This is a genomic window from Alicycliphilus denitrificans K601 (genome assembly GCF_000204645.1).
Lineage (GTDB): Bacteria > Pseudomonadota > Gammaproteobacteria > Burkholderiales > Burkholderiaceae_C > Alicycliphilus > Alicycliphilus denitrificans.
Genome location: NC_015422.1, coordinates 3,388,288 through 3,409,645 on the forward strand (window position 1 = coordinate 3,388,288; position 21,358 = coordinate 3,409,645).

A 21,358-nucleotide genomic window follows, 5' to 3' on the forward strand; every position below is an offset into this window, starting at 1 on the left:
TCGGGTGGATGAAAGAAAAGTACGCTCGTGCGTTTTTTTCGGCAAGTCTAGGGGGACTCGGGCGCGTTTTTTGTCGCTGGCGGGACAAGGCCCGGGCCCGGGCTGTCATTCGCTATTAATTCAATAGCAACCAACGCTTTTTGCATGGGCACCAGAGGCCGATTTGGCTTTGAATCAGACCTCCAGCCACTCCTTGCGCACGTAGCTGTTGGCGCGCAGCTCGTCGGGCGTGCCCTGGAAGACGATGCTGCCGTGGCCCATGACCAGCGCGCGGTCGGAGATGGTCATGGCGATGGTGAGCTTCTGCTCGATGAGCAGCACCGAGATGCCGCGCTCCTTGAGCCTCGTCAAGTATTCGGCGACCAGTTCCACGATCTTGGGCGCGAGGCCCTCGGTGGGCTCGTCGATGATGATGAGGTCCGGGTCGCCCATGAGCGTGCGGCACAGCGTGAGCATCTGCTGCTCGCCGCCGGACATCACGCCCGCCTCGATGTTGCGCCGCTCCTTCAGGCGCGGGAACATGGCATACATGTCGTCGAACGTCCAGCGGCTGCCCCGGCCGCTGCCCTTCTGGCCCAGCAGCAGGTTCTGGTGCACCGTGAGGTTGGGGAACACGTCGCGGCTCTCGGGCACGTAGCCCAGGCCCAGGTGGGCGATCTCGTAGGCCTTCCTGCCCCGCAGGCTCCGGCCCTTCCACTCCAGCGTGCCCTCCCAGTCCACCAGGCCCATGATGGCCTTGGCAGCCGTGGAGCGGCCAGAGCCGTTGCGGCCCAGCAGCGCCACGATCTCGCCGGGCTGCACGTCGAAGGTCACGCCGTGCAGCACGTGGCTCTTGCCGTAGTAGGCGTGCAGGTTCTCCATCTTCAGCATCAGTGCCTCCCTTCCTGCTGCGCCGCAATGACCGAGCCCAGGTAGGCCTCCTGCACGCGCTGGTTGGCGCGCACGTTCTCGGGCGTGTCGAAGGCGATCACCTCGCCGTACACCACCACCGCGATCTTGTCGGCCAGGCCGAAGACAACGCCCATGTCGTGCTCCACGGTGAGCAGCGTGCGGCCCTCGGTCACCTCCTTGATGAGGTGGATGAAGCGCGTGGTCTCGCTCTTGCTCATGCCGGCGGTGGGCTCGTCCAGCAGGATCACGCTGGCGCCGCCCGCGATGGTGATGCCGATCTCCAGCGCCCGCTGTTCGGCGTAGGTCAGGTTCATGGCCAGCGTGTCGCGCTTCTTGTCGAGCTTGATCATCTCCATGAGCTGCTCGGCGCGCTCGTTGGCGTCCTGCAGCTTCGACAGGAAGCGCCAGAACGCGTAGCGGTAGCCCAGGCTCCAGAGCACGCCGCAGCGCAAGTTCTCGAACACGCTGAGCTTGGGGAAGATGTTGGTGATCTGAAAGCTGCGGGACAGGCCCATGCGGTTGATCTCGAACGGCGCCTTGCCGTCGATGCGCGCGCCGTGCAGCAACACCTGGCCGCTGGTGGGCGCGAAGCGCCCGCTGATCAGGTTGAACAGCGTGGACTTGCCCGCGCCGTTGGGGCCGATGATGGCCACGCGCTCGCCGGAGCGCACGGTCAGGTTGGCGCCGCGGATGATCTCCGTCTTGCCGAAGCTCTTGCGCAGGTCGCGCAGCTCCAGCGCATGGGCCGCCTGGTGGTCCGTCGTCATGCCGCCTCCCCGCGCTTGATCTCGTGCTCGATCTCTTCCTGGATCTCGCCCCACTGCCGCAGGAACTGCCGCCTGCACAGCTCGAACAGCCCCAGCCCCGTGGCGAGCACGAAGCCAGCGCCGAACCAGCTCGCCACGCTGCGCGCGTCCAGCGTGGCGCCCAGGAACTCCAGCCGGGGCCCGAGCGCCGCGTTGAGCTGCAGGTGGTAGGTCATCTCGATCATCGCGGCCGCGCCCAGCACCGCCACCAGCGCCGTGCCGCCCAGCGCCAGGTACGCGCCGACGATGCCGCGCAGCTTGCCGTACCTGGCCAGCCGCAGGTTCATCATGATGAGGCTGGCGATGCCTCCGGGCGCATACATCACCATGAACAGGAACACCAGGCCCAGATACAGCAGCCAGGCCTTGGACAGCTCCGACAACAGCACCGAGGCCAGCACCAGCAGCACCGCCCCGATGATGGGCCCGAAGAAGAACGTGGCCCCGCCCAGGAAGGTGAACAGCAGGTAGCCGCCCGAGCGCACCACGCTCACGCTGTCGGCGCCGGTGACGATCTCGAAGTTGATGGCCGCCAGCGCCCCGCCGATGCCCGCGAAGAAGCCCGCGATGATGAAGGCGAAATAGCGCACGCGCTGCGTGTTGTAGCCGATGAACTCCACGCGCTCGGGGTTGTCGCGCACGGCGTTCAGGATGCGCCCGAGCGGCGTGCCGGTGAAGGCGTACATGGCCGCCGTGCACACGAAGCAGTACGCCGCGATCAGGTAGTACACCTGTATGGCCGGCCCGAAGGTGATGCCGAAGAAGGGCTGGCCGTACACCCGATCGGTGGTGATGCCGCCCTCGCCGCCGAAGAACTCGGGGAACATCAGCGCCATCGAGGCCACCAGCTCGCCGATGCCCAGCGTGATCATGGCGAAGGTGGTGCCCGACTTCTTGGTGGTCACGAACCCCAGCAGCACGGCGAAGAACATGCCCGCGAGCCCCCCCACGAGCGGCATGAGCCACAGCGGAATGGGCAGCTGCCCCGCGCCGGCCATGTTGATGGCGTGCACCGTGATGAAGGAGCCCAGGCCCGTGTACACCGCATGGCCGAAGCTCAGCATGCCGCCCTGCCCCAGCAGGATGTTGTAGGACAGGCAGATGATGGTCGCGTAGCCGATCTGCGAGAGCATGGTCAGCGCCAGCCCGCTGGTGAACAGCCGGGGCGCGGCGATGAGCGCGATGGCGAACAGGCTCCAGATGACGATCCGGCCCACGTTCAGGGGCTTGAAGCGGTAGTACCGGGTGGCGTCCGGCGCGGCGGCCGGGGAGAGGGAGGAAGTCGTTCGCATGGCTTCAGTCCTCCCGCGTGCCCAGCAGGCCCTTGGGGCGGAAGATCAGGATCAGGACGAGGAACAGGTACGGCAGGATGGGAGCCACCTGCGAGATGGTGAGCCTGAGCACCGGGTAGCCGAAGGTCTGCTCGGTGACCTGCACGCCCAAGCGTGTGAAGGCGTGCACGAGCGAATAGTCCAGCGCCACCGCGAAGGTCTGCACCAGCCCGATGAGCAGCGAGGCGAGGAACGCCCCCGCGAGCGACCCCATGCCGCCCACCACCACCACCACGAAGATGATCGAGCCCACCGAGGCGGCCATGGCCGGCTCCGTCACGTAGGTGTTGCCGCCGATCACCCCGGCCAGCCCGGCGAGCGCGCAGCCGCCGCCGAACACCAGCATGAACACGCGCGGCACGTTGTGGCCCAGCGCCTCCACCATGTGCGGGTGCTTGAGCGCCGCCTGGATCACCAGGCCGATGCGCGTGCGCGTGAGCAGCAGCCACACCGACAGCAGCATGAGCACCGCCACCAGCATGATGAACGAGCGCGACTTGGGGAACTGCGTGCCGTACAGCGTGAACAGAGGCCCCTGGAGCTGCGCGGGCAGGCCATAGGGCACGGTGGAGCGGCCCCACACGAGCTGCACCACCTCCAGCACCAGGTACGACAGGCCGAAGGTGACCAGCAGCTCCGGCACGTGGCCGAACTTGTGCACCCGGCGCAGCGCGTAGCGCTCGAACAGCGCCCCCAGCGCGCCGATGAGCAGCGGCGCGGCCACGAGCGCCGGCCAGAAGCCGATCACGCCCGAGAGGGTGTAGGCGAAGTACGCACCCAGCATGTAGAAGCTGGTGTGCGCAAAGTTGAGCACCCCCATCATGCTGAAGATCAGCGTCAGCCCCGAACTCAGCATGAACAGCAGCAGCCCGTAGCTGATGCCGTTCAGCAGCGAGATCACGAAAAACTCGAGATTCATGGAAACGCTTCGTGGCAGGTGAAAAAAAGGCCCGAGGAGAATCGGGCCCCGAAGGTCTCACCAGGAGTAACGATCAGGACGGCCGCTTCATCTGGCACGAGGTGGGCGTGCTCGCCACGTAGGGCTCGTAGTACTTGACGGGCACGAAGGTGTAGCCGGTGTTCTCCGCATCGACGGGGTACTTGCCGCCCGCCTTCTCCCAGCGCGTGACGAACAGGCCCTGCTGCAGCTGGTGATCGGTCTTGCGCATCTCCACCTCGCCGTTGAAGCTGTTGAACTTCATGCCTTCCATGACGGCGGCCACCTTCACGGGATCGGTGGACTTGGCCTTCACGAAGCCCGCGTCCAGCATGGCGAAGGCGTGGTACACGGCGCCGGTGTACATGTCGTCGTTGAACTTCTTCTTGTACTCGCCCACGATGCGGCCGATGTCGCCCGGCAGGTTCAGGTGGCCGTACGAGACCATGTACACGCGCCCCGCGGCGCCCGCGCCCATGGCCGTGGGGCTGCCCGTCACGCCGCCGTAGTAGGTGTAGAAGTTGACGTTGTTCAGGCCCGCATCGTTGGCGGCCTTGATGAGCAGCGCGAGGTCCGAGCCCCAGTTGCCCGTGATCACCGTGTCGGCGCCCGACTGCTTGATCTTGGCGATGTAGGGCGAGAAGTCGCGCACCTGTGCCAGCGGATGCAGGTCGTCGCCCACGATCTGCACGTCGGGGCGCTTGCGCTTGAGGTTCTCCTTGGCGTACTTGGAGACCTGGTGGCCGTGCGAGTAGTTCTGGTTGATCAGGTAGACCTTCTTGATCTCGGCGTGGTCCTTCATGAAGGTGGTCAGAGCCTCCATCTTCATCGAGGTGTCGGCATCCAGGCGGAAGTGCCAGTAGCTGCACTTGCTGTTGGTGAGGTCGGGGTCCACCGCGGCGTAGTTGAGGTAGACCACCTCCTTGCCGGGGTTGCGCGCGTTGTGCTTTTCCAGCGCATCCATGATGGCCAGCGCCGGGCCCGAGCCGTTGCCCTGCACCACGTAGCGCGCGCCCTGGTCCATGGCCGAGCGCAGCGCGCTGGTGGTCTCCTGCGGGCTGAGCTTGTTGTCGATGCCGATGATCTCGAACTTCACGCCCGAGGCGTTCTTCCTGTTGAACTCCTCGGAGATGAACTGGAAGCTCTTGAGCTGGTTCGTGCCCACCGCCGCCATCAGGCCCGACAGCGGGTCGAGCCAGGCGATCTTGACGGTTTCGCCTTTCTGGGCAAATGCGCCGCCAGCAGCCACCAGCATTGCACTGACAGCTATTTTCTTGATAGTACGCCTCATGCCTTGCCTCCTCTATGAGAATGGATAGGCGGCAGCGTAAGGGCTGGCGACGAAAGCTTCTTCAGGGATAGCCCGTAGCCCCTATCGCGAATGCGACCGGCGCGCCCCCGAAGGCGGCGGCGCACCGGGCGCGTACGCGCTCACAGCCCCGGCAGCTTGTAGCCCGCCAGCTGCTCGCGCAGGCGGGTCTTGAGCATCTTGCCGGTGGCTCCCAGCGGGATCGCGTCCACGAACACCACGTCGTCCGGGATCTGCCACTTGGCCGTCTTGCCCTCGTAGAAGGCGAGCAGCTCCTCGCGCGTGACCTCCGCGCCCGGGCGCCTGGCCACCACCACGATGGGGCGCTCGTCCCACTTGGGGTGCGGCATGCCGACGCAGGCGGCCATGGCCACGGCGGGGTGCGCCATGGCGATGTTCTCGATGTCGATGGAGCTGATCCATTCGCCGCCGGACTTGATCACGTCCTTGCTGCGGTCGGTGATCTGCATGTAGCCGTCGGCGTCTATGGTGGCCACGTCGCCCGTGGGGAACCAGCCCACGCCGTGCTCGTCCTTGACCAGCGGGCTCTCGCCCTTGTAGTAGCGCTCCAGGATCCAGGGGCCGCGCACCAGCAGGTCGCCATAGGCCTTGCCGTCCCAGGGCTGTTCCTTGCCGTCTGCGCCCACGATCTTCATCTCCACGCCATAGATGGCGCGCCCCTGCTTCTGCAGGATGTGCATCTGCTCGTCGCGGCCCATGCGCAGGTGCTTGTTCTTGAGCGTGCACAGCGTGCCCAGCGGGCTCATCTCGGTCATGCCCCAGGCGTGCAGCACCGAGACGCCGTAGCCGTCCTGGAAGGCCGTGATCATGGCCGGCGGGCAGGCCGATCCGCCGATCACCGTGCGGCCCAGCGTGCTGAACTTCAGGCCGGCCGCCTGCACGTGGTTGAGCAGCATCTGCCACACGGTGGGCACGCCCGCGGCGAAGGTCACGCCCTCGGCCTCGATGAGCTCGTAGACCGACTTGCCGTCAAGCGCCGGACCGGGGAACACCACCTTGCAGCCCGTGAGCGCGGCCGAGTACGGGATGCCCCAGGCGTTGACGTGGAACATGGGCACGACGGGCAGCACGCTGTCGCGCGCCGACAGGCACATCACGTCGGGCAGCGCCGCCGCGTAGGCGTGCAGCGTGGTGGAACGGTGGCTGTACAGCGCCGCCTTGGGGTTGCCCGTGGTGCCGCTGGTGTAGCACATGCTGGACGCGGAGTTCTCGTCGAAAGTGGGCCAGTCGTACTCGCCCGGCGCGCCGCCGATCCAGTCCTCGTAGCTCGTCAGGCCGGGAATACCCGAATCCGCGGGCAGCCGGTCGGCGTCGCACAGCGCCACCCATTTCTTCACCGTGGGGCACTTGGCGTGCACGGCCTGCACGATGGGCAGGAACGTCATGTCGAAGCACAGCACCTGGTCCTCGGCATGGTTCACGATCCAGGCGATCTGGTCCGGGTGCAGGCGCGGGTTCACGGTGTGCAGCACGCGGCCCGAGCCGGAGACGCCGAAGTACATCTCCATGTGGCGGTAGCCGTTCCAGGCCAGGGACGCCACGCGGTCGCTGAACTGCAGGCCCATGCCGTCGAGCACATTGGCCAGTTGGCGCGCGCGCCGCGCCAGGTCGCGGTAGGTGTAGCGGTGGATGTCCCCCTCCACCCTGCGCGACACGATCTCCCCGTCGCCATGGTTGCGCTCGGCGAACGTGATCAGCGTGGAGATCAGGAGAGGTTGGTTCTGCATCAAGCCCAGCATGGGTGCTCCTTTATCTATTGGTGGACGTAAACCGCGCCATCGTAACGGTGATGAAACGCCTAGAACCAGCCGTTGCATCAGTGAAAACCCACTTTGCCGCATGCCGAGGCGGGGCATTGCAACGCAGGAGACAATCCACCACATGACTTCGCACCAGGCCCTCGCAGCCCCCGCGCAGGCGCCCCTGGTGGCCGGCTGGCGCAACGGCTTCGCCGCCCTGGGGCCCGCGTTCTTCACCGAGCTGCGCCCCACGCCCCTGCCCGCCCCCCACTGGGTGGGCGCGAGCGACGACGTGGCTGCGCTGCTGGGCCTGCCGGAGGGCTGGCAGCAGCGCGACGACGCGCTGCAGTCCTTCACCGGAAACGCCCTGCCGCCGGGCAGCCGGCCACTGGCCAGCGTCTACAGCGGCCACCAGTTCGGCGTGTGGGCCGGGCAGCTGGGCGACGGCCGCGCCATCCTCCTCGGCGAGGTGGAAACCCCGGCCCATGGCGGCCAGGAACTGCAGCTCAAGGGCTGCGGGCGCACACCCTATTCGCGGATGGGCGACGGGCGCGCCGTGCTGCGCTCGTCCATCCGCGAGTTCCTCTGCAGCGAGGCCATGCACGCGCTGGGCATCCCGACCACGCGCGCGCTGTGCGTCACCGGCTCGCCCGCGCCCGTGGCGCGCGAGGAGATCGAGACGGCCGCCGTGGTCACGCGCGTGGCGCCCAGCTTCATCCGCTTCGGCCACTTCGAGCACTTCGCCGCGCGCGGCCAGCAGGCCGAGCTGCGCCGGCTGGCCGACTACGTGATCGACCGCTACTACCCCGAATGCCGCGACGGCGCCAACCCCTGCGCCGCGCTGCTGCGCGCCGTGAGCGAGCGCACCGCTGCCCTGATGGCCCGGTGGCAGGCCGTGGGCTTCTGCCACGGCGTGATGAACACCGACAACATGAGCATCCTGGGGCTGACCATCGACTACGGGCCGTTCCAGTTCCTCGACGCCTTCGACCCCGGCCACATCTGCAACCACAGCGACGCGCAGGGCCGCTACGCCTTCGACCGCCAGCCCGGCGTGGCCTGGTGGAACCTGCTGTGCCTGGCGCAGGCGATGCTGCCGCTGATCGGCGAGGTGGAGACGGCCCGGGCCGCGCTCTCGACCTACGAGGGCGTGTTCGCCGCCGAATTCCTGCGGCGCATGCGCGCCAAGCTCGGGCTGCAGCAGCCGCGCGAGGGCGACGGCGCGCTGGTCGACGCCCTGCTGCGCCTGCTGGCCGCGGGCCGCGTGGACTACACCATCTTCTGGCGCCGCCTGTCGCACGCCGTGGCCGCGGGCGACTTCGAACCCGTGCGCGACCTGTTCGCCGACCGCGCCGCCTTCGACGCCTGGTTGCTATCCTATGAGGAGCTGCTGGCGCTTGAGGATCAAGCGCTAGTGGCCGATTTGATGCTCAATACCAATCCGGGCTTCGTGCTGCGCAACCACCTGGGCGAGCAGGCCATACGCGCCGCGAAACTCGGCGACTTTTCCGAACTCCAAACCCTGCAGAAGCTGCTGGCGCGGCCATTCGACGAGCATCCGGGGCACGAGGCCCATGCCGGCTTTCCGCCCGAGTGGGCGTCCACCATCTCCATCAGCTGCTCCTCATGACCTACCCCATCCAGAAAACCGACGCCGAATGGCAAGCCCTGCTGCGCGAGAAGGGCGCCGAGCCCGGCGCCTTCGAGGTCACGCGCCACGCCGCCACCGAGCGCCCCTTCACCGGCAAGTACGAAGGGCACTGGGCCGACGGCAGCTACCGCTGCATCTGCTGCGGTGCCAAGCTGTTCGATTCGGAGACCAAGTTCGACGCGGGCTGCGGCTGGCCCAGCTTCTGGCGCGCCGTGCCCGGCGCCATCCGCGAGATCGAGGACCACAGCCACGGCATGCTGCGCACCGAGACCGTGTGTGCACAATGCGGTGCCCACCTGGGCCATGTGTTTCCCGACGGCCCGGGCCCCACGGGCCTGCGCTACTGCATGAATTCCGCCTCGCTCGACTTCGACCCCCCGGCGCCATGAAACTGCTCATCGACTTCTTCCCCATCATCCTGTTCTTCGCCGCGTTCAAGGTCTGGGGCATCTACGTGGCCACGGGCGTGGCCATCGCCGCCACCGTGGCGCAGATCGCCTATATCCACGTCAGGCACGGCAAGGTCGAGCCCATGCAGTGGCTCAGCCTGGGGGTGATCGTGGTGTTCGGCGGCGCCACGCTGCTGGCGCACAGCGAGACCTTCATCAAGTGGAAGCCCACCGTGCTGTACTGGCTCATGGGCGGCACGCTGCTCGTCGGCCAACTGGTGTTCCGCAAGAACTTCATCCAGTCGCTCATGGGCAAGCAGATCGAGCTGCCCGCCCCCGTATGGCGCCAGCTCAACTGGGCCTGGACCACCTTCTTCGCCGCCATGGGCCTGCTCAACCTCTGGGTGGCCTACCGCTTCGACACCGACACCTGGGTGAACTTCAAGCTTTTTGGCGGCCTGGGGCTGATGTTCGCCTTCGTCATCGCCCAGGCCCTGTTCCTGAGTCGCCACATGAAGGAAGGCGACGCCGCACCCGAGGACTCGCAACCATGACCGCAACGACTCCCGTCTCCGTCACCGCCGAAGCCATGGCCGAGCGCCTGCGCGCTACGCTGGCCCCCACCCGGCTCGAAGTGCTGGACGAAAGCTGGCAGCACGAAGGGCATGCGGGCGCCAATGGCACGGGCTTCGGCACACACTTTCGCGTACGCATCGCGTCCCCCCTGTTCGCCGGAAAGCGCAAGGTGGCGCAGCACCGGCTTGTGTATGATGCGCTACAGATTTTCATCGACCATGGCGCGCACGCCATCGCCATTGAAACTCTCTGACACCGCCAGACTCCAACGGCTTGCGTGCCAGTTGCCCGCAAACCCATTTCTATCCGTGGATTCCCAATGAAGAAACAGCTTTTGTCCGGCCTCGTGGCCGCCGCCATGCTGGGCACGATGGCCTTGCCCGTCGCCGCGCAAAACATCGCCATCGTCAATGGCAAGGCCGTCCCCAAGGAGCGCGCCGAGGCCCTGAAGCAGCAGGTGGAGCGCGCCGGCCGTCCCGTCACCCCCGAGATGGAGAACCAGATCAAGGAAGAAGTGGTCGCCCGCGAGATCTTCATGCAGGAGGCGCAAAAGCGCGGCCTGGAAGGCACGGCCGACTACAAGACCCAGATGGAGCTGGCGCGCCAGACCATCCTGATCCGCGAGCTGTTCGTCGACTTCCAGAAGAACAACCCCGTGACCGACGCCGAGATCCAGGCCGAGTACGACAAGTTCGTGGCCGCCAACGCCGGCAAGGAATACAAGGCCAGCCACATCCTGGTCGCCAAGGAGGACGAGGCCAAGTCCATCATCGCCTCGATCAAGAAGGGCGCGAAGTTCGAGGACATCGCCAAGAAGCAGTCCAAGGACCCCGGGTCCGGCGCCCGCGGCGGCGACCTGGACTGGGCCAACCCCGGCAGCTACGTGCCCGAGTTCACCGAGGCCCTGGTCAAGCTCGAAAAGGGCAAGATGACCCAGACCCCCGTGAAGAGCCAGTTCGGCTGGCACGTCATCCGCCTGGACGACGTGCGCGACGCCCAGCTGCCCAAGCTCGACGAGGTCAAGCCCCAGATCGCCCAGCAGCTGCAGCAGCAGAAGCTCGCCAAGTTCCAGGAAGACCTGCGCGCCAAGGCCAAGGTGGAGTGACCGCCGGGCCACGCGCCCCGCACGGCAGAACGCGGCCCCCGGCCGCGTTTTTTCATTCAGGGCCGCAGCGGTCCGCGGCACTCATCAAACCATAGCTGCCAGCGCTTGCCTGGCGGGTGCTGCGGCCATTTTTCCCTGATATCCGGCGCCGGGCGCCCACAGGGGGGCTCAGCCCGTAGAATCTCGCCCATCACCGGGGAGACACATGAAATACCTCCTGTGGCTGCTCAAGGCAGCCATTTTTTTCACTCTGTTCGCCTTCGCGCTGAACAACCAGCAGGACGCCACGGTGCACTTCTTCTTCGGCACCCGCTGGACGGCGCCGGCCGTGCTGATCGTGCTCTCGGCCTTCACGCTGGGCGTGGTCGTCGGCGTGCTGGGCATGGTGCCGCGCTGGTGGCGCCACCGCAGCGCCGCGCGCCGCGCCCAGGCCGCCGCGCAAGAGCCCTCCCCCGCCGCGCCGGCGCAGCCCCCGGCCGAGCCCACCATGCCCCAGACGCCCATCGATGGAATTTGATCCCACCTGGCTGCTGCTCGGCCTGCCCCTGGCCTTCGGACTGGGCTGGCTGGCCTCGCGCCTGGACCTGCGCCAGATGCGCGAGGAAAACCGGCGCGCGCCCAAGGCCTACTTCAAGGGCCTGAACTACCTGCTCAACGAACAGCAGGACCAGGCGATCGACGCCTTCATCGAGGCCGTGCAGAACGACCCCGACACCACGGAACTGCACTTCGCTCTGGGCAACCTGTTCCGCCGCCGCGGCGAATACAACCGCGCCGTGCGCGTGCACGAGCACCTGCTCTCGCGCGGTGACCTCTCGCGCACCGACCGCGAGCGCGCCCAGCACGCGCTGGCGCTCGACTTCCTCAAGGCCGGCCTGCTCGACCGCGCCGAGGACGCGCTGCGCCGCCTGGAGGGCACGCCCTTCGAGGCCCAGGCCCGCATGGCCCTGCTGGCCATCTACGAGCGCTCGCGCGACTGGGCGCAGGCATCGGACATCGCCCAGCGCATGCAGGCCGCCCAGCAGGGCGACTTCAGCACGCGCCAGGCCCATTACCTGTGCGAGCAGGCGCTGCCCCTGGCCGCGCGCGGCGAGCTGCAGGCGGCCCAGGCCCTGCTGGAGCAGGCCGTGGCCACCGCGCCGCAGGCCCCGCGCGCGCGCATCGAGATGGCGCGCCTGCAGCAGCGCATGGGCCGGCCGGATGCCGCCCTGGCAACGCTGCAGGCCCTGGCCGACAGCGCGCCCGCGGCCCTGGCGCTGGCCGCGCCGCTGCTGGTGGAGACCGCTCTCGCCAGCGGGCGCGCGCAGCAGGCCGGCGCCCTGCTGCAGCAGCACTATCAGGACATGCCGTCGCTGGACCTGCTGGAGGCCATCGTGTCGCTGCAGACAGCGACGGACGGTGCCCCCGGCGCGGGGCGCGAGTGGTACGTGCGCCACCTCGACAAGGAGCCGTCCCTGGTGGCCGCAACCAAGTGGCTGGCCGACGAGACCTTGGGCCACGAGCAGTTCCACCCCCAGATCCAGCGCGCGCTGGAGCAGGCGGCCAAGCCGCTCACGCGCTACCGCTGCGCGGCCTGCGGCTTCGAGGCGCGCCAGCATTTCTGGCAATGCCCCGGCTGCCAGACCTGGGACAGCTATCCGGCACGCCGCGTCGAGGAACTCTGATGGCGAACAGGTTCCTGCCGGCCCTCTGCCTGGCCGCCCTGCTGCACGCGGGCACGGCGCTGGCCGCGGTGGACGTCAACCGCGCCCGGGAGGCGGACCTGGACGGCATCAAGGGCATAGGCCCGGCGCTGTCCTCGCGCATCCTCGCCGAGCGCGCCAAGGGGCGCTTCCAAGACTGGCGCGACCTGATCTCCCGCGTCAAGGGCATAGGTCCGGCGGCGGCGGCCCGGCTGTCGGAAAACGGGCTCACCGTGGATGGCGCCAGCTATGCGCCGCAAGACGCCCGGCCAGGGGCGGCAGGCACGGCTCCTTCCCATTGATTTCGCACCAGAGGCTGATCCAATGCCCGGCATGCACTCTGGTTTTCATAGCGGACTGCAAGCGGCTTACCCCTAGAATCCGGCGCAGATGCCCTTGATTCTGCTCGTCGCACTCCCCTTCATCGCAAGCCTGCTGGCGGCCGCGCTGCCCGCCAACGCGCGCAACACCGAGTCCACGCTGGCGGGCCTCGTCGCGCTGGCCTGCACCGCCCAGGTGGCGCTGTGCTTTCCCGACGTCGCCAACGGGGGGGTGCTGCATCAGGAGGTCGCCTGGCTGCCCTCGCTGGGCATGAACCTGGTCATCCGCATGGACGGGTTCGCCTGGATGTTCTCCATGCTGGTGTTCGGCATCGGCTCGCTGGTGGTGCTCTACGCGCGCTACTACATGTCGCCGGCCGATCCCGTGCCGCGCTTCTTCTCGTTCTTCCTGGCCTTCATGGGCGCCATGGCCGGCGTGGTGTTGTCGGGCAACATCATCCAGCTGGTGTTCTTCTGGGAACTGACCAGCCTGTTCTCCTTCCTGCTCATCGGCTACTGGCACCATCGCGAGGACGCGCGCCGCGGCGCGCGCATGGCGCTCACGGTGACCGGCACGGGCGGCTTGTGCCTGCTCGCGGGCATGCTGGTCGTGGGCCACATCGTCGGCAGCTACGACATGGACCGCGTGCTCGGCGCGGCCGAGCTGGTGCGCGACCACCCGCTGTACCTCACCGCGCTGGCGCTGGTGCTGCTGGGCGCCTTCACCAAGAGCGCGCAGTTCCCCTTCCAGTTCTGGCTGCCCAACGCCATGGCGGCGCCCACGCCAGTGTCCAGCTACCTGCACTCGGCCACCATGGTCAAGGCCGGGGTGTTCCTGCTCGCGCGCTTCTGGCCGGTGATGGGCGGCACCGAGCCCTGGTTCTGGCTGGTGGGCGGCACGGGCCTGGCCACGCTGCTGATCGGCGGCTATGCCGCGATGTTCCAGGACGACCTGAAGGGCCTGCTGGCCTACTCCACGATCTCGCACTTGGGGCTGATCACGCTGCTGCTGGGCCTCAACAGCCCGCTGGCCGCCGTGGCCGCCGTGTTCCACATCATGAACCACGCCACCTTCAAGGCGTCGCTGTTCATGGCCGCGGGCATCATCGACCACGAGAGCGGCACGCGCGACATACGGCGCCTGTCGGGCCTGCGCCGCATGATGCCCATCACCGCCACGCTGGCCACCGTGGCCAGCGCGGCCATGGCGGGCGTACCGCTGCTCAACGGCTTCCTGTCCAAGGAAATGTTCTTCGCCGAGACCGTGTTCATCGACGCCGCGCCCCTCGTCGCCACGCTGCTGCCGGCCACGGCCACCGTGGCCGGCATGTTCAGCGTGGCCTATTCGCTGCGCTTCATCGTCGACGTGTTCTGGGGCCCGCCGGCCACCGACCTGCCGCACCAGCCGCACGAGCCGCCGCACTGGATGCGCGTGCCGGTCGAGCTGCTGGTCTGCGCGTGCCTGGTTGTCGGCATTCTTCCAGCCTGGTCGGTGGGCCGCTACCTCGACGCCGCCGCGCTGCCGGTGGTGGGCGGCAGCCTGCCGGCATTCAGCCTGGCCGTGTGGCACGGCATCAACGCGCCGCTGGTCATGAGCTTCGTGGCCCTGGTGGGCGGCGCGGCCCTGTACCTGCTGCTGCGCCGGGAGCGCGACCGCGGCCGCATCAGCGCCCCGCCCCTGATGCACCGCATCAGCGGGCGCTACATCTTCGAAGCCGCGCTCACCCGGCTCACGTTGCTGGGGCGCGGCGGCAGGCGCCTGCTGTCCACCCGGCGCCTGCAGTGGCAAATGCTGTGGCTGGTGCTGGTCGCGCTCGCGGGCGCCGCCATGCCGCTGTGGACGCGGGGCATGCACCTGGGCGAGCGCGGCACCCTGCCGCTATCGCCCACCTTCGTGCTGCTCTGGGCCCTGGGCATGGTGTGCGCCGTGAGCGCGGCCTGGCAGGCCAAGTACCACCGGCTGGCGGCGCTCACGCTCATGGGCGGCGCGGGCCTGTGCACCGCCATCACCTTCCTGTGGTTCTCGGCGCCCGACCTGGCGCTCACGCAGCTGTCGGTGGAGGTGGTGACCACCATCCTCATCCTGCTGGGCCTGCGCTGGCTGCCCAAGCGCGACGAAAGCCTGCCCGCGCTGCAGGCCAGCACCGCGCTGACGCGCGCGCGCCGCCTGCGCGACCTGTTCCTCTCCGTTATCGCCGGCGCCGGCATGGGCTGGCTGGCGCTGGCCATGATGAGCCGGCCGTTCGCGCAGAGCACCTCCACCTTCTTCCTGGAGCGCGCGCTCAGCGAGGGCGGCGGCACCAACGTGGTCAACGTCATGCTGGTGGACTTCCGGGGCTTCGACACCTTCGGCGAGATCGTGGTGCTGGGCGTCGTCGCCATCACCGTGTATGCGCTGCTCAGGCGCTTCCGCCCCGCGGGCGAGGCCATGGACCTGCCGGAGCAGCAGCGCTTCCTGCCCGCCGACCTGCAGACCGACCTGCTGAACCCGCGCCACGCCAGCGACACCGCCATCGGCTACCTGATGGTGCCCGCCGTGCTGGTGCGCCTGCTGCTGCCGTTCACGGCGCTGGTGGCGTTCTACCTGTTCATGCGCGGCCACAACGAGCCGGGCGGGGGGTTCGTCGCCGGGCTGGTGTTCTCGGTCGGGCTGGTGCTGCAGTACATGATCTCGGGCACCACCTGGGTGGAGGCGCACCTGCCCCTGCTGCCGCGGCGCTGGATCGCCTGGGGCCTGCTGCTGGCGCTGGGCACGGGCCTGGGCGCGCTGATCCTGGGCTATCCGTTCCTCACCAGCCATACGGCCCACGTGAGCCTGCCGCTGATCGGCGAGATCCACGTCGCCAGCGCCATGTTCTTCGACATGGGCGTGTTCTCGCTGGTCGTGGGCGCGACGCTGCTCATCCTCACGGCCATCGCGCACCAGTCGGTGCGCAGCCACCGCCATCACGCCCGCCTGCTGGAGGAGCAGCAGCTTGCCATGGCGGCCGTGGTGTCCTACGGCGACGACGGCATGCAGGAGCAACGCTGAATGGAAATCGTACTGGCCATCTCCATCGGCGTGCTCACGGGCTCGGGCGTCTGGCTGCTGCTGCGCCCGCGCACCTTCCAGGTCATCATGGGCCTGTCGCTGCTGTCCTACGCGGTCAACCTGTTCATCTTCAGCATGGGGCGCCTGGGCCTGGCGGTGGACAAGGAGCCCGTGCTCGTGCCCGGCGTGCCGCCGGACCTGCAGCACTACGCCGACCCCCTGCCCCAGGCCCTGGTGCTCACGGCCATCGTGATCGGCTTCGCCATGACGGCACTGTTCCTCGTGGTGCTGCTGGCCTCGCGCGGCATATCGGGCACCGACCACGTGGACGGCACCCACGCGCGCGAACAGCAGGAGATGCCATGAGCCCCCGCCCGGCCGTTGCGAAGGGGGCTCGCACCGCAGTGCGCAGCACGGAGGTTGTCCAATGAGCCATCTCTCCGAGCTCACCGCCGCGGCCATGCCGCACCTGATGCTGGCGCCCATAGCGCTGCCCATGTTCACGGCCGCGTTCCTGCTGCTGCTGCGCGAGGAGCAGCAGCGCCTGAAGTTCGGCCTGAGCGTCCTGTCCACGCTGGCGGGCCTGCTGGTCGCCAGCGCGCTGCTGCAGTGGACGCACCAGGCCAGCGCGCCGGCCAGCATGGGCGTGTACCTGCCCGGCAATTGGCCGGCGCCCTTCGGTATCGTGCTGGTGCTCGACCGCCTGTCGGCGCTGATGCTGCTGCTCACCAACATCGTCGCGCTGTGCTCGGTGCTGTTCGCCGGCGCGCGCTGGCAGCGCGCCGGCGTGCATTACCACACGCTGTTCCAGTTCCAGCTCATGGGCCTATCGGGCGCCTTCCTCACGGCCGACCTGTTCAACCTGTTCGTGTTCTTCGAGATCCTGCTGGCCGCGTCCTACGGCCTGCTGCTGCACGGCTCGGGGCGCGCGCGGGTGCAGTCGGGCCTGCACTACATCGCCATCAACCTGGCGGCCTCGTCGCTGTTCCTCATCGGCGCCTCGATGTTCTACGGCATCACGGGCACGCTGAACATGGCGGACCTGGCGCAGGGCATGGCGCATGTCTCGGCCGAGGACCGGGGCCTGCTGCACGCGGCCGCGGCCATCCTGGCAACGGCATTCCTCATCAAGGCCGCCATGTGGCCCCTGAACTTCTGGCTGGTGCCCGCCTACAGCGCGGCCACGGCGCCAGTGGGCGCGCTGTTCGCGCTCATGACCAAGGTGGGGGTCTACACGCTGCTGCGCCTGTGGACGCTGATGTTCGGCACGGAAGCCGGCGCCTCGGCCCTGTTCGGCAGCCTGTGGCTGATCGTCGGCGGCATGGCCACCATGGCCTTCGGCGCCATCGGCATGATGGGCTCGCAGCGCCTGACCCACCTGGCAGGCCACGCGGCCGTGCTGTCCTCGGGCACGCTGCTGGCGGCCGCGGGCTTCGGGCAGAACGCCCTCACGGCCGGCCTGCTGTACTACCTGCCCAGCTCCACGCTGGCGGTGGGCGCGCTGTTCCTGCTGGCCGACCTGATAGACCGCTGGCGCAACGACGGCACCACGCTGGCCCCCTACGAGAGCGACGACGACGCCCCGTTCCTCTCGCCCGAGCTGGTGCCCACCGCGGGCCTGAACCTGGACGACGACGAGCAGGTGCTGGTCGGCCGCGTCATCCCGGCCTCCGCCGCCTTCATGGGCCTGGCCTACCTGATGTGCACCCTGGTGATCGCCGGGCTGCCGCCGCTGTCGGGCTTCATCGGCAAGTTCGCCATGCTCACGGCCCTGCTCAACCCGCTGGGCCTGGGCTCGTCGGCCGGCACGCGGCCCGGCCCCGTGGGCTGGACCCTGCTGGCGCTCATGATAGGCACGGGCCTGTTCGCGCTCATGGCCCTCACGCGCTCGGGCATACGCCACTTCTGGGCCAGCCCCGAGCGCTCCATGCCGCAGCTGCGTGTGCTCGAAGGCCTGCCCATCGCCGTGCTGCTGGGCGCCTGCGTGACCCTGACGCTGCAGGCCGAGGGCGTGATGCGCTTCACCACGGCCACGGCCAACGCCCTGCACGCGCCGGGCACCTACGTGCGCGCCGTGATGTCGGCCCCGCCCCGCCCCGCACCCGCGGCGGCGGTGCAGGCGGGAGGGGCGGTGCAATGATGAAAAGGCTGTTGCCTGCGCCGCAGGTCTCGCTCGGCCTGTTCGTGATGTGGCTGCTGCTCAACCGGTCGATGAGCGCCGGCCACGTGCTGCTGGCGCTGGTCCTGGCGCTGGGCCTGCCCCTGATGTTCCACGAGCTGCGCCCGCAGAAGGTGCGCGTGCGCAGCTTCGGCGCAGTGGTGCGGCTGTGCTTCAGGGTGATGGTGGACACGACGCGCTCCAACATCGCCGTGCTGCGCTTCCTGCTGCTGCCGGGCACGCGCCGCCACCCGCCCGACTTCGTGAAGATTCCGCTGGAGCTGCGCGACCCCAACGGCCTGGCCGTGCTGGCCATGATCGTGTGCATCACCCCCGGCACGGCCTGGGCCGAGCTGTCGCTGGACCGCTCCATGCTGATGCTGCACGTGCTGGAGGTGGACGACCCCCAGGCCATCGTCCACCACGTCAAGACATGCTACGAGCGCCCCTTGATGGAGATCTTCGAATGACCAGCCCCATACTGTCCTGGGCCCTGCCCATCGCCCTGTTCCTGCTGGTGGCGGCCATGGTGCTGTGCCTGGCGCGCCTGCTCAGGGGCCCGGCCGCGCAGGACCGGGTGCTGGCGCTGGACTGCATGTACCTCAACGGCATGCTGCTCATGCTGGCGCTGGGCATCTACTACGGCAGCGCCAACTACTTCGAGGCCGCCATGCTCATCGCGCTGCTGGGCTTCGCCAGCTCCACGGCCATGGCCAAGTTCCTGCTGCGCGGCGAGGTGATCGAATGACCCCGCAGGCCCTGCCCCTGTGGCTCGACATCGCCGTCTCGGTGCTGGTGCTCGCCGGCGCGGCCATCGCCTTCCTCGGCTCGCTCGGGCTGCTGCGCCTGAAGACCTACTTCGAGCGCGTGCACGCTCCCGCCATCATCGCCACCCTGGGCTGCTGGTGCATCATGCACGCCACGCTGGTGTATTTCTCGGCGGTGGGCGACGGGCTGGCGCTGCATGCGCTGCTCATCGCCCTGTTCGTGGCCGTCACCGTGCCCGTCACCAACATCTTCCTGATGCGCGCCGCGCTGTTCCGCGCGCGGCGCACGGGCGAGAACGTGCCGCCCAACCTGAGCCGAACGACCGACGACCACGTGCGCGATTTCTGATCATGACCGCCTCCACTGTGCTCGACCTGCCGCTGGAGCGCACGCTGCACGCCTGGGTGCGGCGTTTCTCGCAGCCGCGCTGGCACGGCCGCCACGTCGAGGGCTGGCTGTTTGAGGGCCGGGCCGAGCGCCTTGCGGCCGAGCAGCAGCTGGCGGCCGTGGGCGTGCATGCGCGCTTTCACAGCGCCTACAAGCCCCTGGTACAGCATTTCATCGACCACGTGAACCTTGAGCAGCTGGCGGCGGCCCACGTGCGCTACCCCGTTCCCGCGACGGGCCCGCGGCAGCGCTTCCGCCTGGAGGCCTACCCGCTGGCGGCCCTGTTGGGCGAAGACGCGCTGCGCCTGGAACCACGCGGCGACGCCAATCCCTGGTACGACGTGCAGCTGCACCTGCGCGACGGCCAGTGCCTGGAACAGCGCGTCCGGGCGCCCAACCGCGCCCACGCCGACACCACGGGCGCGGCCGCGCTCTCGCCCTGCGGCTGGCTGCGCGCGGGCACGCAGGCGGGCGCGGCCGACCTGCTCGACATCGCCGTGTGCACGGATTTCGAGCGCGCCTTCCACCATGCCGTGCAGGCCGTGCGCGAGCACCCCTGGCCGCCCGGCGAACCGTATTTCGAGCGCCTGCTGCTGCGCATCGACCTGCCCGGGTTCGAGCAGCCCATCGCCTGGGCCGACGAGACCATCAGCACCGCCGAGGCGCTGCACGAGGACCTGTACTTCTCGCTGCTGGAGTTTTTCCAGCAGCACAGCGGCCGCCCCCTGGGCGACCGGCGGCTGCAGCCCGGCCAGATCGTGCCCGACGTCCGCACAGGCTCCGCCGCGCCGCGCGTGCGCGTCAGCCTGCAGCCCTTCGACGCCGCGGCCCAGGATGCGCTCGCGGCCCGGAAGGGGCTGCGCGCCGCGGCCGGCCAGCCGCTGGAGTCGCTCGACAGGGCGCCCGCGCCCGAGCACATCGCGCAGATCCTGCAGTCCTGGCCGGGCCGGCGCTTCAGCGCGCCCACGCGCCAGGGCCGCACCGTGTGGGGGCTCTACCACCCCGGCACGCAGTGCCCCGTGTTCATCAGCGGCGGACAGCACGCCAACGAGACCTCGGGCGTGGTCGGCGCGCTGCGCGCCGCCGAGGCGCTGCGCCAGCAGGACGGCGCGCACTTCGCGCTCATCGCGCTGGAGAACCCCGACGGCTACGCCCTGCACGCCGAGCTGTGCGCCTGGCACGCCGGCCACATGCACCACGCGGCGCGCTACACGGCGCTGGGCGACGACGTGGAGTACCGCGAGACCGCGCCGCTGCTCGAACGCGAGGCGCGCCAGGCCGCGCTGGCCCTGTCCGGCGCGCAACTGCACGTGAACCTGCACGGCTACCCCGCCCATGAGTGGACACGGCCGCTGTCGGGCTACGTGCCGCGCGGCTTCGAGCAGTGGATGTGTCCCAAGGGCTTCTTCCTCATCCTGCGCCACCACGCCGGCTGGCAGCAGCCGGCCCGCGCGCTGCTCGAGGCCGTGTGCGCACAGCTCGCGCAGGTGCCGGGCCTGGCCGAGTTCAATGCCCGCCAGCGCGCGCTCTACGAGCGCCACGCGGGCCCGCTGCCCTTCGAGGTGCTGCACGGGATCGCCTGCATGCAGACGCAGACCGCGCACGACGCGCCGGTGACGCTGGTCACCGAGTTTCCGGACGAGACCGTGTGCGGCGACGCCTTCCGCTTCGCGCACACCGTGCAGATGCACACCGCGCTGGCGGCCGCGCAGGCGTGGCAGGGCATCGCCCCGCGCTGATCCGCCTGCCTACAATGCCGCCGATGTTGCACGCTCTCGCCATCTTCGCAGGCGCCGGCGTCGGCGCGCTGGCGCGCTGGCGGCTTGGCCTGTGGCTCAACACCCAGGGCTCGCTGCTGCCCTGGGGCACGCTGGCGGCCAACCTCGTCGGCGGCTATCTCATCGGCCTGTGCCTGGCGCTGTTCCAGGCCCTGCCGCAGCTCGACCCGGCGTGGCGCATGCTGCTCATCACCGGATTCCTGGGGGGCCTGACCACCTTCTCCACCTTCTCGGCCGAGGTCGTCACCCTGCTGCTGGAACAGCGCCTGGCGCTGGCCCTGGGCGTGTGCGCCGTGCACGTGGCGGGCTCGCTGTGCCTGACCTGGGCCGGGCTGCGCAGCCTGCCCCTGCTTCTGCCCCACCTGAGAACTATCATTTGAGTAGCTGCCAGCGCTTGATGCACAAGCGCTTTAGGCCAATCCGACTAAAATTTCCGCCATCCACCCGTGCCGCCGCCAACGCCTTCCATAGCGGCCATG

At 68.8% G+C, this 21,358-nt stretch carries 22 protein-coding genes; 16 read left to right on the top strand and 6 right to left on the bottom strand.

The features are described from left to right. Window positions 1–174: 174 nt before the first annotated feature. The 6 genes from ALIDE2_RS16105 to ALIDE2_RS16130 all read right to left on the bottom strand — a co-directional run bounded on the left by ALIDE2_RS16105 (window position 175) and on the right by ALIDE2_RS16130 (window position 7,034). Entirely contained in the window at window positions 175–870 is a 696-nt protein-coding gene (locus ALIDE2_RS16105; RefSeq protein ID WP_013518426.1) for an ABC transporter ATP-binding protein, read from the bottom strand. Continuing rightward, on the bottom strand, window positions 870–1,658 hold the full coding sequence (locus tag ALIDE2_RS16110; RefSeq protein ID WP_013518425.1) for an ABC transporter ATP-binding protein: 789 nt from the start codon (window positions 1,656–1,658) through the stop codon (window positions 870–872). The genes ALIDE2_RS16105 and ALIDE2_RS16110 overlap by 1 nt, the downstream gene beginning before the upstream one ends. After that, window positions 1,655–2,989: a branched-chain amino acid ABC transporter permease gene (locus tag ALIDE2_RS16115; protein WP_013518424.1), complete on the bottom strand. Its 1,335-nt coding sequence runs from the start codon at window positions 2,987–2,989 to the stop codon at window positions 1,655–1,657. The genes ALIDE2_RS16110 and ALIDE2_RS16115 overlap by 4 nt, the downstream gene beginning before the upstream one ends. Before the next feature lie 4 nt (window positions 2,990–2,993). Continuing rightward, window positions 2,994–3,947 carry a branched-chain amino acid ABC transporter permease gene (locus ALIDE2_RS16120; RefSeq protein ID WP_013722587.1) on the bottom strand — a complete coding sequence of 318 codons (954 nt, stop codon included), beginning with the start codon at window positions 3,945–3,947 and terminating at the stop codon, window positions 2,994–2,996. Window positions 3,948–4,020: 73 nt separating this feature from the next. After that, entirely contained in the window at window positions 4,021–5,256 is a 1,236-nt protein-coding gene (locus tag ALIDE2_RS16125; RefSeq protein ID WP_013722588.1) for a branched-chain amino acid ABC transporter substrate-binding protein, read from the bottom strand. A gap of 140 nt (window positions 5,257–5,396) precedes the next feature. Beyond that, window positions 5,397–7,034 (bottom strand): 3-(methylthio)propionyl-CoA ligase, encoded by a 1,638-nt coding sequence (locus ALIDE2_RS16130; protein WP_013722589.1) that lies wholly within the window; start codon window positions 7,032–7,034, stop codon window positions 5,397–5,399. Window positions 7,035–7,176: 142 nt separating this feature from the next. Between ALIDE2_RS16130 and ALIDE2_RS16135 the strand changes: the two genes are divergently transcribed. The 16 genes from ALIDE2_RS16135 to crcB all read left to right on the top strand — a co-directional run bounded on the left by ALIDE2_RS16135 (window position 7,177) and on the right by crcB (window position 21,259). After that, complete coding sequence (locus tag ALIDE2_RS16135; protein ID WP_013722590.1) at window positions 7,177–8,664, top strand: protein adenylyltransferase SelO; 1,488 nt, start codon at window positions 7,177–7,179, stop codon at window positions 8,662–8,664. After that, window positions 8,661–9,074 carry a peptide-methionine (R)-S-oxide reductase MsrB gene (gene msrB / locus ALIDE2_RS16140; RefSeq protein ID WP_013722591.1) on the top strand — a complete coding sequence of 138 codons (414 nt, stop codon included), beginning with the start codon at window positions 8,661–8,663 and terminating at the stop codon, window positions 9,072–9,074. Before ALIDE2_RS16135 ends, msrB begins: the two co-directional genes overlap by 4 nt. After that, window positions 9,071–9,628, top strand: a complete 558-nt coding sequence (locus ALIDE2_RS16145; RefSeq protein ID WP_013518420.1) for a septation protein A — start codon at window positions 9,071–9,073, stop codon at window positions 9,626–9,628. The genes msrB and ALIDE2_RS16145 overlap by 4 nt, the downstream gene beginning before the upstream one ends. Then, window positions 9,625–9,903 carry a BolA family protein gene (locus ALIDE2_RS16150; RefSeq protein ID WP_013518419.1) on the top strand — a complete coding sequence of 93 codons (279 nt, stop codon included), beginning with the start codon at window positions 9,625–9,627 and terminating at the stop codon, window positions 9,901–9,903. The genes ALIDE2_RS16145 and ALIDE2_RS16150 overlap by 4 nt, the downstream gene beginning before the upstream one ends. Before the next feature lie 66 nt (window positions 9,904–9,969). Beyond that, on the top strand, window positions 9,970–10,755 hold the full coding sequence (locus ALIDE2_RS16155) for a peptidylprolyl isomerase (RefSeq protein ID WP_013518418.1): 786 nt from the start codon (window positions 9,970–9,972) through the stop codon (window positions 10,753–10,755). Window positions 10,756–10,960: 205 nt separating this feature from the next. Next, window positions 10,961–11,272, top strand: a complete 312-nt coding sequence (locus tag ALIDE2_RS16160) for a LapA family protein (protein WP_013518417.1) — start codon at window positions 10,961–10,963, stop codon at window positions 11,270–11,272. Further along, on the top strand, window positions 11,262–12,419 hold the full coding sequence (lapB, locus tag ALIDE2_RS16165) for a lipopolysaccharide assembly protein LapB (RefSeq protein WP_013722592.1): 1,158 nt from the start codon (window positions 11,262–11,264) through the stop codon (window positions 12,417–12,419). The genes ALIDE2_RS16160 and lapB overlap by 11 nt, the downstream gene beginning before the upstream one ends. Further along, on the top strand, window positions 12,419–12,739 hold the full coding sequence (locus tag ALIDE2_RS16170) for a ComEA family DNA-binding protein (RefSeq protein ID WP_013518416.1): 321 nt from the start codon (window positions 12,419–12,421) through the stop codon (window positions 12,737–12,739). Before lapB ends, ALIDE2_RS16170 begins: the two co-directional genes overlap by 1 nt. Before the next feature lie 88 nt (window positions 12,740–12,827). Continuing rightward, window positions 12,828–15,788 (top strand): monovalent cation/H+ antiporter subunit A, encoded by a 2,961-nt coding sequence (locus ALIDE2_RS16175; protein ID WP_013722593.1) that lies wholly within the window; start codon window positions 12,828–12,830, stop codon window positions 15,786–15,788. Continuing rightward, a complete protein-coding gene (locus ALIDE2_RS16180; RefSeq protein WP_013518414.1) occupies window positions 15,789–16,154 on the top strand; it encodes a Na+/H+ antiporter subunit C in 366 nt (121 codons plus the stop codon). It begins immediately after the preceding gene. A gap of 61 nt (window positions 16,155–16,215) precedes the next feature. Further along, window positions 16,216–17,928 (top strand): monovalent cation/H+ antiporter subunit D, encoded by a 1,713-nt coding sequence (locus ALIDE2_RS16185; RefSeq protein ID WP_013518413.1) that lies wholly within the window; start codon window positions 16,216–16,218, stop codon window positions 17,926–17,928. After that, window positions 17,925–18,416: a Na+/H+ antiporter subunit E gene (locus tag ALIDE2_RS16190; protein ID WP_013722594.1), complete on the top strand. Its 492-nt coding sequence runs from the start codon at window positions 17,925–17,927 to the stop codon at window positions 18,414–18,416. Before ALIDE2_RS16185 ends, ALIDE2_RS16190 begins: the two co-directional genes overlap by 4 nt. Continuing rightward, a complete protein-coding gene (locus ALIDE2_RS16195) occupies window positions 18,413–18,694 on the top strand; it encodes a K+/H+ antiporter subunit F (RefSeq protein ID WP_013518411.1) in 282 nt (93 codons plus the stop codon). Before ALIDE2_RS16190 ends, ALIDE2_RS16195 begins: the two co-directional genes overlap by 4 nt. Further along, the gene (locus ALIDE2_RS16200; protein ID WP_013518410.1) at window positions 18,691–19,062 is read left to right on the top strand and encodes a monovalent cation/H(+) antiporter subunit G; all 372 of its coding nucleotides are present in this window, start codon (window positions 18,691–18,693) and stop codon (window positions 19,060–19,062) included. The genes ALIDE2_RS16195 and ALIDE2_RS16200 overlap by 4 nt, the downstream gene beginning before the upstream one ends. 2 nt (window positions 19,063–19,064) lie before the next feature. Continuing rightward, window positions 19,065–20,840 (top strand): M14 family metallopeptidase, encoded by a 1,776-nt coding sequence (locus ALIDE2_RS16205; protein ID WP_013722595.1) that lies wholly within the window; start codon window positions 19,065–19,067, stop codon window positions 20,838–20,840. Window positions 20,841–20,863: 23 nt separating this feature from the next. After that, complete coding sequence (crcB, locus tag ALIDE2_RS16210) at window positions 20,864–21,259, top strand: fluoride efflux transporter CrcB (protein WP_013518408.1); 396 nt, start codon at window positions 20,864–20,866, stop codon at window positions 21,257–21,259. Window positions 21,260–21,358 lie beyond the last annotated feature (99 nt).